The organism is Psychrobacter cryohalolentis K5 (assembly GCF_000013905.1).
GTDB classification, from domain to species: Bacteria; Pseudomonadota; Gammaproteobacteria; order Pseudomonadales; family Moraxellaceae; genus Psychrobacter; species Psychrobacter cryohalolentis.
This window is the reverse complement of the sequence record NC_007969.1, coordinates 545,074-558,092: the sequence shown is the minus strand read 5'-3', so window position 1 is coordinate 558,092 and position 13,019 is coordinate 545,074. Positions and strand designations below refer to the sequence as shown.

Here is a 13,019-nt window from a genome sequence, read left to right as displayed (position 1 = left end):
GCTATTGAGACGTCTTTGACTCGCCATTGTCAAAATCCACGCTTGGTGCAGTAGAAATCTCTTTTTCGTTCGCGACGCTAAAGTTTGGTTTAGCACTCATCCCAAATACTTTTGCCGTAATATTGGTTGGGAATTGACGTACGGTCGTATTGTAACCCTGTACTTCTTGGATATAGCGGTTACGAGCGACGGCGATACGGTTTTCAGTACCTTCTAATTGCGCTTGCAAATCTTGGAATAGCGCATCAGATTTCAGTTCAGGATAACGCTCAGACACTGCCATCAAACGTGATAGTGCACCCGTCATCTGTTCTTGCGCCGCCGCATAACGCTCCATCGCTTCAGGATCATTGAGTACTTCTGGCGTTACGGTGATACCACCAGCGCGTGAGCGGGCTTCAGCCACTTGCGTAAAGACTTCCTGCTCTTGCTTAGCATACTGCTGTACTACTTTTACCAAGTTTGGCACCAAATCCGAGCGACGTTGATATTGGTTGACCACCTCTGACCACGAAGCCGTCACTTGCTCATCTTGAGCCTGAAGATTATTATAACCACAACCTGTCAAGCCGACAGTAGATGTGGCTAATACAGCTGATAGCAAGATGGGTTTTACAATGGATTTACGGGTCATTGTGGATTCTCCTAATAATGATAAATATCAAACAACTGATAACAAGATTTTAAAATGGCTTTTGACTGCTTTTTTTGATACTGACTTCAATACTATGACTATATAAGCTTATATTTTGTAGCCTACAATATGTTGTGCTAATAATGGCGCTATAACGCTTTTTTTACAATTCATCGTTACCAAAACACAACCGCAAGCAACGACTTGTAGCATAATCTCTCACTCTGTTTTGACTATGTATCTATATAACCTGATTTATCATGAGTTATTGAAAAATCATCCAAATTAAGATAAATCGACCTTATGCCATATTCTACGGTACTTGTTGTCACAATAAAGCTTGCGATAACATATATATAGCTGCCGCTAAGAAGAAATTTCTAGTAATTGGGTAAAAAATATGGCAAATTGCAGTTACGTAGCTGTACGGTTTGCATACATTTGGTAGTGGACTTATTTTCTTCATAGTACTAGCGATTCGTTTATTTATCATTTAAAAGGATTAATAGACAGATAAATCATCGCTTTATGACTCTATTACGCAATTGTACTTAGCCGATACTGCTCATAGTAAGCTGAATACCATCGCGATGATGGGTATTTACAATTATAACCGCCTGTTTTATCCACTGGTTTATTTATAACAGCGTTTATGTTTATGGCAGGATGACGGATTACCAAAGTAAAGAGACAGTAAAAAGATGGCAACCATCGCCAATCGATTGATACTCATATATAAGTGCTATCAAGAGATGAGCAAATACAGCCAAACTTTGATAATAAACCAAGCGGATAAACACAGACAACTACAGTCCATTCTTGGTGACTATGTACATATGAAGCTTAAATCATTGTTTTAAGTACATGCAGATAATTTGAGTGGTTGGCTTTAATAAGGATATTAAACCGTTAACTCACTCTATGCATCCTCATATATAGTCATTTTGAGACAGTTGAAGGAATAGATATATGGAAGGTTTAGTCAATTTAGTAAACGGAATTATTTGGAGCCCTGCATTAATTTACTTATGCTTGGGCGCAGGTCTATTTTATTCCATCATGACACGCTTTGTACAAGTACGTTTATTCGGTGAAATGGTCAGACTACTATTCACTGGTAAATCCAGTGCAGATGGTATCTCTTCATTCCAAGCCCTGGCAGTAGCCTTAGCTGGGCGTGTGGGTATGGGTAACATCGCAGGGGTAGCTGCGGCTATCGGTTTCGGTGGTCCTGGTGCCGTATTTTGGATGTGGGTTGTGGCGTTCTTAGGAGCTTCTACTGCTTACGTTGAATCTACGCTGGCACAGATTTATAAAGAAAGAGACGTCATCACTGGTGAATATCGCGGTGGCCCTGCTTACTATTTTGAGCGGGCACTTGGTCAAAAATGGTACGGTATCCTCTTCGCAATCGCTTCTATCTTAGCTTGTGGTATGTTCTTACCAGGTGTACAGGCAAATGGCGTTCTTAGTGCTTTCACGCAACTTATGGGTGAAGGTACTACTATGAACGTTGCAGGCCTAGAAGTCGGCTCTATGCGTCTGATCGGCTTAGCCATCATCTTAGTCGTACTAGGTATCATCATTTTTGGTGGTATCAAGCGTATCGCAACGTTTACCGAGTATGCGGTTCCTTTCATGGCAGTCGGTTATATTGTCTTAGCTTTAATTATCATGTTCAGCAACTTCAGTTTGATCCCAGATATATTTGGTTTGATCATTAGTGATGCCTTTACGGCGCAAGCTGGCTTTGGTGCTGCTATCGGTTGGGGTGTAAAACGTGGTATTTACTCTAACGAAGCCGGTCAAGGTACAGGTCCTCACGCTGCTGCTGCTGCTGAAGTTCAGCATCCATCACAGCAGGGTCTAGTACAGGCCTTCTCAGTATATGTTGATACACTACTGGTTTGTTCTGCTACTGCCTTTATGATCTTGTCTACTGGTATGTACAATATTCAGGGTACTTTGCCAGAAGGTCAGTTCATTCTGCAAAATGTAGCCGCTACTACTGAAATCAATTCGCCTGCCTTTACCCAAATGGCAATGGAATCAGTATATGGTACTACTGGTAATGTCTTTATTGCAGTCGCTGTATTCTTCTTTGCCTTTACCACTATCTTGGCTTACTACTACATCGCTGAAGTGAACGTTGCTTACTTGACTCGCTTTATCGGGCGCGGTGCAAATAAGACAGGTTTATTCTTAGTAAAAATCTTAATCATGGTAATGGTTGCTTACGGTGCTCTAAACTCAGCTGGTTACATCTGGGCAATTGGTGATATCGGTGTTGGCCTCATGGCTTGGCTCAATATTGTTGGTATTCTTGTTATCTTCTTTGTGGCTCGTCCGACGCTTACCATGCTTAAAGACTATGAAGCACAGCTTAAAGCAGGTGTAACACGCTATACATTTGACCCTGCAAAATTCGGTATCAAAAACGCGCCTTATTGGGAAGAGCGTCATCTAAAAGAACAACAAAGAATAGCGGCACAAGATCCTTTAAATAAAGAGCATCGTTAATCCTCTGTAAAGTATTTGCCTACTAGCCAGTTATTAAAAAAGCCCGAGACCATTGTCTTGGGTTTTTTTGTATGTGCGCTCTTGCCTCTTTTCTACTATATTCAGTCCTAAATAAAAGAAATACAAATGTTATAAGGTACTACTGGATTCCTTGTAAATTGCATCGATTTAAATTATTAGCAACAATTAATAGGCAGCAAAAAGCCCAACTCAATGGCTGGGCTTTAAGTATTTTTACATCATTTACTGTTTACAAGAAAGACCTAGTAAGTCTATTAACCAAAACTTATTTAGGCAATAAAACTGTATCAATTACATGCACTACACCATTGGTTGCCATCATATCAGTGCCAACGATGTTGGCGGTATTACCATTTGAATCTGTAATGACATTGGCATCACTAATCGTGATGGTTTGACCATTCGCCGTTTCAATCGCAGTACCGTAAGGAATATCAGCGGCTTTTACAACCATAGGTACGACATGGTATGGAAGCACACTTTTTAGCGTCGCTTGATCAGCAAGTAATTCTTCTTTAGTAATGTTCAACTTAGTCAATAAACCAGCAAAGGCATCATCAGTAGGGGCAAATACTGTGTACTTGTCTTCAGCCATCAGCATCGAATCAAGTCCAGCTGCCTGTAGTGCAGCGGTCAAGATGGTCAAGTCTTTATTGCCAGCTGCCATCTCACCAATAGTCTGCGTAGCTGCTGCTTCAGGGGCAACATCCGCTTCAACCATTGGTTCAGCTGCGACTTCTGGCTCAACGACTACATCAGTGGTTGCTTCTGGCTCAACTGGCTCAGCAACGACTTCTTTATCGTTACAAGCTGCTAATGACATTGCTGCCGCCACAACGGCGATAGATAGTAAGTTCTTTTTTAACATAAGACATTCCTTTGATATTAATAACTATTGAGTGAATAAAAATTTGATAAGTACTGATTCGATAAGTAATAATTTTTGCATAAACAGTTTTTTTAAAATGCACAATACTGTTTAGAATATGACATTCTTTAAAGGGACGTTATTTGAAATCATCTACAATATTAACTGATTGATTTTTAATTGATATATTCTTAGGTAGTAGCACTGTAGCAATCACGTATATAACACAGGCGTTTCGTTATCTGAATCTATAACGAATTTAAGAGCTGCGTAGAACAGCTCTTAAACGATTGATCTTATACGCATATAATGGCTAGTTTATAAAACCTTGCCAAAAGACTATCTAGGCATTAGAACTCTATCAATCACATGTACCACACCATTACTGGCAGTAATGTCCGTTTTTAAGAGATTTGCTGTACGTCCACTTTCATCCATCAATTTGCCTTGGGCTGTGACCATAAGCGTGTCCATGCTTAACATAGTTATATTGCCTGGTCTAACATCCTTGGCATAAATAGGTGCTGCGGCGTTAATCACGTGATAGCTTAAGATTTTAGTCAATAGTGGTTTATTGGCAAAGAGCTGCGCTTTGGTCATGTTATTTTCTTGTAACGCTTGCATAAAGGCAGCATTGGTTGGCGCAAGAATCGTATAGTTGGCATTAGGATTAGAGAGCGCGCCCGCTAAATCAGCGGCAACGACAGCTTCTACGAGTACAGAGAAGTCAGAATTGCTTTGGGCAATTTGTACTACATTCATTTTTGCCATTGATTGGCTATGCATGGGCGCTTTCATAGGAGCGCTTTTGGCTGGCATCATATTGTTACAAGCACTTAGACCTGCAATTGAAACAGCTAAAGTACCAATAGCAGCGATTTTGATGATTTTCATAACATTATCCTTAATGAGTAAATATCTATAGTCTGTTGGTTTTTATCTGGTAGGTCAGATGAGATTGGCTTTCCTTAGCAGCAACGCTTAACGATCTAATTACTGATTTGATAGTGCATGATTAGCCATCAAAAATAATATATAGTCAAACTTGCAAATAAAATCATCAATCCTTACTAATAAGCACTGCTTATGAAACATCAATCCTTCTGAAATTAAATTAACATATCCTTAAGTGGCGTAAACGGCTATTTACGCTACTTTTTGTGGTGGGCATGTAATCTGTATTTGCATTATAAAGTGATACTTTTACGTTTATAATCATAAGTAAAGCTTTCTGTAACCCTAAGGATAAATGATATTCATTTGTGCTCACACGCTTTATGCAATAGACTTTGATAACCTGACATTGGCAATATATTTTCTGCTAAAATCATCTGTATTTATTTACTATTTTTTACTGGCATTGATGGTTTTAACGTCTTCTCTATTAAAAATTATAACGACTTTTTCCTCTTCTTTTTTATAACTTTGACTCTATAAGCAGCGCTCCTATGATTCCAACAGCCCGTTCTCAAACTAATACTTCTTTAACCAATCTAACTGACGCCAGTAACCCAAATGCTAATCCCAATGACTTTATATTGACGCCGCCTGCTGTATTCCCTTATAAGGATCAGCAGCTAACCGCACGCGCACGTATCACGGAGCAAATGGCAGCACGGATTTTGATGCTCGATGGCGCCATGGGCACGCATATTCAGAACTATAAATTAGAGGAAGCGGACTATCGCGGTGAGCGCTTTGCTGATATCAAGCAAGATGTCCGCGGCAATAATGATTTATTGGTGCTGACGCAGCCACATATGATTAAAGAGATTCATTTGGCGCATTTGGAATCTGGCGCTGATATTATCGAGACCAATAGCTTTAATGGTACGCGGCTGTCGATGGCAGACTACGATATGCAGTATCTCGTGCCTGAGCTAAATAAAACGGCTGCTAAAATCGCACGTGAAGCCGCTGACGAATACACTGCGAAGAATCCAGAAAAACCACGCTTTGTCGCTGGGGTTATTGGTCCGACATCGCGTACTTGCTCGCTATCACCTGACGTTAATGACCCCGCCTTTCGTAATATTACCTTTGATGAACTGGTGCTGAACTATCGCGAAGCAACCTTGGCGCTAATGGAAGGTGGCGTTGATATCATTTTGATTGAGACTATTTTTGATACGCTCAATGCCAAAGCAGCAATCTTTGCCGTCACAGGCGTCTTTGATGATATCGGATTTGAATTGCCAATTATGATTTCAGGGACGATTACAGATGCGTCAGGTCGTACGCTATCTGGGCAAACGGCGGAAGCGTTTTATAACTCGATTCGCCATGCCAAACCGCTATCCGTTGGCTTTAACTGTGCCTTGGGTGCTGATGCCCTACGTCCGCATATCCAAACGCTATCGAATATTGCCAATACTTATGTCTCTGCGCATCCTAATGCCGGTCTGCCCAATGAGTTTGGTGAATATGATGAAACTGCCGATGAAACTGCTGCACTGCTTGAAGGCTTTGCCAAAGCTGGTATCTTAAATATCGTTGGCGGCTGTTGTGGTACAACACCTGAGCATATCCGTCAAATCGCTAATATGGTAGCAAAGTACCCACCGCGCATCATTCCTGAGATTCCGCCTGCCTGCCGCTTATCTGGTCTTGAGCCATTTACCATCAATAAAGACAGTCTATTCGTCAACGTTGGTGAGCGTACCAATGTCACGGGTTCGAAGAAATTCTTACGCCTAATCAAAACCGAAGCTTATCTTGAGGCGCTTGACGTTGCCCGTGACCAAGTCGAAGGCGGCGCGCAAATCGTCGATATCAACATGGATGAGGGGATGCTTGACTCCAAGCAAGCGATGATTCACTTTGTGAACCTCGTGTCAGGCGAGCCAGACATCAGCCGTGTGCCGTTAATGATAGATTCATCGAAATGGGACATTATCGAAGAAGGTCTTAAACGCACTCAAGGTAAATGTGTCGTCAACTCTATCTCATTAAAAGAAGGTCACGCTGAGTTCGTCGAGCGTGCCAAGCTCTGTATGCGCTATGGTGCCGCCATTATAGTCATGGCATTCGATGAAGATGGACAGGCGGATACCTTCGAGCGCAAAACTCAGATTTGTAAACGCAGCTATGATGTGTTGGTCGATGAAGTGGGCTTCCCTTCTGAAGATATTATCTTTGACCCCAATATTTTTGCGGTTGCTACCGGTATCACTGAGCACAATAACTACGGTGCCGACTTTATTAACGCGACCAAATGGATTACGGAAAACCTGCCCAATGCGATGGTTTCAGGCGGTGTCTCTAACGTCTCGTTTAGTTTCCGTGGTAACCCGATTCGTGAAGCCATCAATTCTGTATTCCTTTATCATGCGATTCAAAACGGCTTAACGATGGGTATCGTCAACCCCGCCATGCTTGAGCTATATGATGACATTCCTGTCGAGGCACGCGATGCCATCGAAGATGTGATGCTTAATCGCAATCAAGGTGAAACTGGGCAAGATGCCACCGAACGCCTTATGACCATCGCTGAAAACTATCAAGATGGCGGTAAGAAAAAAGACAGCACCGTCGATATGACATGGCGTGAAGGTACGGTCGAAGAACGGATTGCTCATGCACTAGTAAAAGGTATTACCACCTTTATCGAAGCGGATACTAAAGAAGCGTGGGAGAAATATCCGCGCCCACTGGAGGTCATCGAAGGGCCATTGATGGACGGTATGAACATCGTCGGCGACTTATTTGGTGCTGGTAAAATGTTCTTACCTCAGGTAGTAAAATCTGCGCGCGTCATGAAGCAGTCGGTCGCTTGGCTAAATCCGTATATCGAAGCTGAAAAAGTCGAAGGTGAAAAGAAAGGTAAAATCCTCATGGCAACGGTCAAAGGCGACGTCCATGATATCGGTAAAAATATCGTCGGCGTGGTACTCGGCTGTAATGGCTATGATATTGTCGATTTGGGCGTCATGGTACCTTGTGAAAAAATCCTCGATACCGCGATAGCTGAGAAAGTCGATATTATTGGCTTATCAGGTCTGATTACCCCAAGCCTTGATGAGATGGTCTATGTCGCCAAGCAAATGCAAGAGCGTGGCATGACTCTGCCATTGATGATCGGTGGTGCAACGACCTCAAAAGCACATACGGCGGTCAAAGTCGAACCACAATACCAAAACAATGGTGTCATCTATGTGGCGGATGCCTCACGCTCTGTCGGCGTAGTGACCAAGCTACTGTCAAAAGAGCATTGCCAAGGTCTCATTGATGAAACCCGCGAAGAATATATCAAGGTACGTGAGCGTCTGGCTAAGCGCCAACCAAAGGCGGCGAAGGTCACATATGCCGAATCGGTCAAGATTGGCTTTCAGTATGATTGGGAAACCTATGTGCCACCAGTGCCAAATAAGCTAGGACAAGTGATCTTTGACAACTATCCTATCGCTAATCTGCTGCCATACATTGACTGGACACCGTTCTTTATCTCTTGGGGACTTGCTGGTAAATATCCGAAAATATTGCAAGATGATGTGGTTGGCGAAGCGGCGCGTGATTTGTTCGATAATGCTAATGAGCTGATGCAAAAGATGATTGATGAGAAATTAATCGTCGCAAAAGGTGTCTTTAAACTCATGCCAGCTCGTCGTACTGGCGCCGATACCGTCACCGTCTATGACAAAGCACCGATTGAGGGCGGCATAGCAGAATATCAATTTGAGCACTTACGTCAGCAAAGCGACAAAGCCAGCGGCAAGCCAAACTTTAGCTTGGCAGATTTTATCTCACCATCGGATACGCACACGGATTATCTTGGCGGCTTTACCGTTTCGATCGTTGGAACAGAAGCGCTGGCTGAGAAGTATAAAGCAGCTGGCGACGACTACAATGCCATCATGGTGCAAGCATTATCTGACCGCTTAGCCGAAGCATTTGCCGAACATCTACATGAGCTGATTCGTAAAGAGTATTGGGGCTATCAACCAACGGAATCGCTCACCAATGAGGATATGATTAAAGAAAAATACGTCGGCATCCGCCCTGCGCCTGGCTACCCTGCCTGCCCTGAGCATACCGAAAAAGGCAAACTGTTTGAATGGCTTGGTACGGTTGAGGCTATCGGTACGACCTTGACTGAAAGCTATGCGATGTGGCCTGCGTCATCAGTCAGCGGCTTTTATTACTCACATCCTGATAGTGAGTACTTTAACGTCGGTAAGATCAGTCGTGATCAGTTAGAGAGCTATGCTGAGCGTAAAGGCTGGGATATAAAAACTGCTGAGAAGTGGTTAAATCCGAATTTGTAGGTTACTAATGATTTAGATATCTATTTAGCATACAAACTTTATCATTATTGATAAGCCAAATATCAAACATTGATATTTGGCTTTTTATTCATTCACTATGTTTATCTTTCCCCCGCCGACACTTCTCAGAACAATAAATCACCTGCTCCCAATCCTTCTCCCACTTTTTGCGCCAGCTAAACGGTCTCTGACAGACGGGGCAGATTTTTTGCGGTAGGTTTACTTTTTTATGTGCCATCGTCTGCTCCCTTGTTCCTATATAGCTCTACTTCGTTCTTAACGACTATTTATCTTCTTTTTGATGATTCAATCCTTCATACTTTTTCACGCGGCGGCATTGGTCGGAGCAATAGACCATGCTGTCCCAGTTTTTATCCAACTTTTTAGTCCAACTAAATTCGCGCTCGCAGACAGGGCAGAGTTTTTTGCGGACATTTTTCTTTTTATGCGCCATGATATTTACCTTTAAATTAAAAAAATCGCTTAACGACCCCAAATTGGTGAGCGTACTACTCCGCCCGTTTTACTGCTAATCGCATAACTGGTATTACCTGCTAAAGAATGGATAACCAAGCTGCCGCCACTTTGACTGCTTTGACCTCCTACTTGTCCACCCAAATTTGACTGACGTGTTGGATAGAGGGCGTATTGTCCAGAAGGTGATAGGCGCGCAGGCTCATCGAGTCCCGTTTCTGCCAGATTGATGACTTGTCCTGTGGTAAGCATCATTACTGCCGCTTTGCGACCATTGAGATATGCCAAACGTTGACTATCTAAGCTAAGCTGAGGACTGGCAGCATAGCCTCCCGTCGTTATCAGCGCGGCGTTGCCCGTGGCAAAGCTATAACGATAAATGCTTGGGCGACCAGCGCGGACTTTATCACTGGTATAGACAAAGCTCTGCCCATCGCTGGCATAGCTTGGCTGCACTTCAGTACTCGGTAGCGTGGTAAGCTGTTTGGTACTGCCATCACTAAGCTGCATCTCATAGATATCGGCATTGCCACCAACGGTTGAGCTATAAAGCAGCTTTTTGCCATCCGGTGAGAATGACGGTGATAAATTGCTACCTTCTACATTGACGACCAAATTATGACTACTACTTTTGACATCGTAAATATAAATCTTTGGATGCTGGCGCGCGGCTTGTTTGCTATAAGCGAGCATTTGACCATCCGCTGACCACGTAGGCGCGTAGATATAGCCATTTAGCTGATCAATCAATTGAAGCCCGCTACCATCGGGGCGGATACGATATAGCGTCGAGATCTTGGCAGTACCCACGCCTTGCTCCTCTACATAAGCAATATAACCTTGTCGATCTATTGCTGGCATGCCAATAGTGAGCGGATTATTCATAGCCATCGCGCTAGGCGCTTTGGACAAAGCAGTTGGCACGGTCTGGCAGCCTGTTAATACCGCCAGCATTGAAAGCATGATAATAGGAACAGTACTATTTAGCCTACGAATATTAACAGTCGGTTTTAAGACAGTGGTTTTTAACATACGATAAAGTCCTATAGATCCATTCGATATGAGCTATTTAAAACGTGCAACTTACTATTAATAATATCAAGTAGAAGAGTGCTAAATGAAATATAAGTCATCAGGAACAGTGATGTCGCTAGTGTAACGCAGATTGGTCTCTTCTTTTAAACAAAAATTTTAGACGAAAAAATGCCCCACTGCTAAGTGAGGCACTTTTTTATATACGGTTATAACATAACGGTAGTAACTGACTGTCTATATTATTTAGTAACCGCTTTAAAGTGTGCAACTTGACTGCTATTTTTGATGGTCAAGATAGGCGTGTTGTTTGCGTTGGTGCTGATGCTATATTTACCTTGTACTGTAGCAAGCGTCGCTGTATCAAAGCTGGCTTGTGGCTCAGGGCATGCCATCATAGTAGATAGAACATTGCCTAATACAACATTGCCATTTACAACATTATAATTAGAACCCATGTTATTACAAGTATTGACAAACGCAACACGGTCATTGCCGTTGTCTTTGAAGAATTTTAGGGTAAGTGGTTTGGCTGGATCAAAGAATAGCTGAGTGACTTTATCGCCATTTGCGCGCTTTGCATCAACAAGCTGCCAATCATATGCTTGTAGTGCATTAGCAGTAATTGGTTGAGTCACAGGTGCCGTTACGATAGGAGCAGTCTGGCAACCAGCAGCCAACGTACCTACAGCAAGAGTCGCAGCCATCATCATTTTAGTCATGTTTTTCATATAAACTCCTATAAGTTTCAAATATTAATATACAAAATAAGATATTCATTGTTTATTTTTTAATTAGTAGCGTTTGCTCTGATCAATTTGTTGTTTTCTTTAGTCTAAACAATGGGGCTATTATGCCTATTTCTCATAAGCCTATCATGATAGATTGAGTACCAATTAACGCTATATTTGTACCATTTTACGGTATTTTTGCTAACATGCCTTGTTAAGCCAGTTATTAACTGCTAACACATAATCTTTTGTCTGATTCTTAAGAATTGCTTTACTGCCTAAAAGCTTATCAAGCTATATTTACGGTTTTTACTTACCTTTAAATTCATATCTATAGCCTGTCTTTTTGGTTAATTTGTATCGGCAGCTTTCTGCTGCTGTAGAGCGGCATAGCCTGTTAGACGCTTGCGTTCAGAGTCGTTAAACAATTGCCTTTCAATCTGATTGATTTGAGCTTGTGATTGCGTTTGTGATTGATTGACGCTTTGTTTTAGAAGCTGCTGTTTTTGTGCTTGGTACTGCTTGAAACGCTTATCGAAGCTAGCGTCTGCTTGATCTACTTGCGCTAAGCGTGCTGCCGCTGGTGCACCGACCAGTTCACGACGCATATTATATAGCGCTTCAGGTGCGGCACCTTTTGCTTGCATTTGCTCTGTACGCGTCATCAGCTCATTTAGATTGGCTTGCTGGGCGATATTGGTTTTGGTTGCATTGTCTGGCATACGGCTGATGTAATCTTGTTTTGCGGCATCTTTTTGCGCCTCAGACAGCTGGGAATTCTGACTGATTCTGACCATCTCCATACTATAGTCGTCATACTCATCTTCTGTCCCAAAGAAAGCGATAATGGTGTCTTTATCAAAATGCTGTTGGCGCAATCTAGCGACATCTTGTTTTTGCTGAGCGACGACACTTAAATCCAGCTCGCCACTTTGGGTCGCTTGCAATTGCAGCGTACCGTATTTTTTCTCAATCTCAGGTATGGCTTTGAGATAAGCCACATATTGATCAAATATAGCCACCGCTTGACTGGCGGCTGGCTCTGGCGTATGACTGCGAATATAACTCTCTACGCGAGCATAAATAGCTGATTCCTCTTCTTCACCAAGCGCTGATAAAAAATAATCAAACAAACGCCTTAAGCCTTCTGTGATGACCAGTTGCTTGTTTTCATCAATAATAATCTCACCATCGACATCTGTCCCTTGTAAGGAACGCGGTAGACTCTCAAGTCCTGTGGTAAATTTAATTATGTTTTGATTCGATTTTTGGCTCATATTGCTATCAGAACTCGCTTGATCTACTGTATTAGCGTTAGCTTGATTGTCTAGTGTTATAGCATCCGCTTGAGAAAAAGCGTTGCTATTGTTAACAGGCTTAAACCACCAAATAATCGCTACTATTAGAACGACTATCACAGCAATAATAATGGACAATAAGGGTGAACGGCGATTATTTGACATAACGACAATATC

The 13,019-nt window shown here is 42.4% G+C and carries 10 protein-coding genes; 2 read left to right on the top strand and 8 right to left on the bottom strand.

What is annotated here, in order from left to right; translation table 11 throughout:
* Position 1: 1 nt before the first annotated feature.
* Entirely contained in the window at positions 2–634 is a 633-nt protein-coding gene (locus PCRYO_RS02345; RefSeq protein WP_011512821.1) for a LemA family protein, read from the bottom strand.
* A gap of 969 nt (positions 635–1,603) precedes the next feature.
* Here PCRYO_RS02345 and PCRYO_RS02340 point away from each other — a divergent pair.
* A complete protein-coding gene (locus PCRYO_RS02340) occupies positions 1,604–3,154 on the top strand; it encodes an alanine/glycine:cation symporter family protein (RefSeq protein WP_011512820.1) in 1,551 nt (516 codons plus the stop codon).
* Positions 3,155–3,440: 286 nt separating this feature from the next.
* Here PCRYO_RS02340 and PCRYO_RS02335 read toward each other — a convergent pair whose 3' ends face one another.
* A complete protein-coding gene (locus tag PCRYO_RS02335) occupies positions 3,441–4,043 on the bottom strand; it encodes a fasciclin domain-containing protein (protein WP_011512819.1) in 603 nt (200 codons plus the stop codon).
* A 339-nt stretch (positions 4,044–4,382) separates the two neighbouring features.
* Positions 4,383–4,937 carry a fasciclin domain-containing protein gene (locus PCRYO_RS02330; RefSeq protein ID WP_011512818.1) on the bottom strand — a complete coding sequence of 185 codons (555 nt, stop codon included), beginning with the start codon at positions 4,935–4,937 and terminating at the stop codon, positions 4,383–4,385.
* A 554-nt stretch (positions 4,938–5,491) separates the two neighbouring features.
* Here PCRYO_RS02330 and metH point away from each other — a divergent pair.
* Positions 5,492–9,307: a methionine synthase gene (gene metH, locus PCRYO_RS02325; protein WP_011512817.1), complete on the top strand. Its 3,816-nt coding sequence runs from the start codon at positions 5,492–5,494 to the stop codon at positions 9,305–9,307.
* A gap of 88 nt (positions 9,308–9,395) precedes the next feature.
* Here the strand turns inward: metH and PCRYO_RS13035 are convergent, their stop codons facing one another.
* The 5 genes from PCRYO_RS13035 to PCRYO_RS02310 all read right to left on the bottom strand — a co-directional run bounded on the left by PCRYO_RS13035 (position 9,396) and on the right by PCRYO_RS02310 (position 13,007).
* On the bottom strand, positions 9,396–9,545 hold the full coding sequence (locus PCRYO_RS13035) for a DUF2256 domain-containing protein (RefSeq protein WP_011512816.1): 150 nt from the start codon (positions 9,543–9,545) through the stop codon (positions 9,396–9,398).
* 45 nt (positions 9,546–9,590) lie between these two features.
* Positions 9,591–9,761: a DUF2256 domain-containing protein gene (locus tag PCRYO_RS13030; RefSeq protein ID WP_083759461.1), complete on the bottom strand. Its 171-nt coding sequence runs from the start codon at positions 9,759–9,761 to the stop codon at positions 9,591–9,593.
* A gap of 29 nt (positions 9,762–9,790) precedes the next feature.
* The gene (locus PCRYO_RS02320; protein ID WP_011512814.1) at positions 9,791–10,813 is read right to left on the bottom strand and encodes a PD40 domain-containing protein; all 1,023 of its coding nucleotides are present in this window, start codon (positions 10,811–10,813) and stop codon (positions 9,791–9,793) included.
* Positions 10,814–11,055: 242 nt separating this feature from the next.
* Positions 11,056–11,544, bottom strand: coding sequence for an META domain-containing protein (locus PCRYO_RS02315; protein ID WP_011512813.1), 489 nt, complete (start codon positions 11,542–11,544; stop codon positions 11,056–11,058).
* A gap of 350 nt (positions 11,545–11,894) precedes the next feature.
* A complete protein-coding gene (locus PCRYO_RS02310; protein WP_011512812.1) occupies positions 11,895–13,007 on the bottom strand; it encodes a lipase secretion chaperone in 1,113 nt (370 codons plus the stop codon).
* Positions 13,008–13,019: the final 12 nt, after the last annotated feature.

Bases quoted from the DNA above. Each gene is read 5' to 3' on its own strand.
- PCRYO_RS13035 (WP_011512816.1), bottom strand. From the start codon at position 9,545: ATGGCACATAAAAAAGTAAACCTACCGCAAAAAATCTGCCCCGTCTGT.
- PCRYO_RS02310 (WP_011512812.1), bottom strand. From the start codon at position 13,007: ATGTCAAATAATCGCCGTTCACCCTTATTGTCCATTATTATTGCTGTG.
- PCRYO_RS02330 (WP_011512818.1), bottom strand. From the start codon at position 4,937: ATGAAAATCATCAAAATCGCTGCTATTGGTACTTTAGCTGTTTCAATT.
- PCRYO_RS02345 (WP_011512821.1), bottom strand. From the start codon at position 634: ATGACCCGTAAATCCATTGTAAAACCCATCTTGCTATCAGCTGTATTA.
- PCRYO_RS02335 (WP_011512819.1), bottom strand. From the start codon at position 4,043: ATGTTAAAAAAGAACTTACTATCTATCGCCGTTGTGGCGGCAGCAATG.
- PCRYO_RS02340 (WP_011512820.1), top strand. From the start codon at position 1,604: ATGGAAGGTTTAGTCAATTTAGTAAACGGAATTATTTGGAGCCCTGCA.
- PCRYO_RS13030 (WP_083759461.1), bottom strand. From the start codon at position 9,761: ATGGCGCATAAAAAGAAAAATGTCCGCAAAAAACTCTGCCCTGTCTGC.
- metH (WP_011512817.1), top strand. From the start codon at position 5,492: ATGATTCCAACAGCCCGTTCTCAAACTAATACTTCTTTAACCAATCTA.
- PCRYO_RS02320 (WP_011512814.1), bottom strand. From the start codon at position 10,813: ATGTTAAAAACCACTGTCTTAAAACCGACTGTTAATATTCGTAGGCTA.
- PCRYO_RS02315 (WP_011512813.1), bottom strand. From the start codon at position 11,544: ATGAAAAACATGACTAAAATGATGATGGCTGCGACTCTTGCTGTAGGT.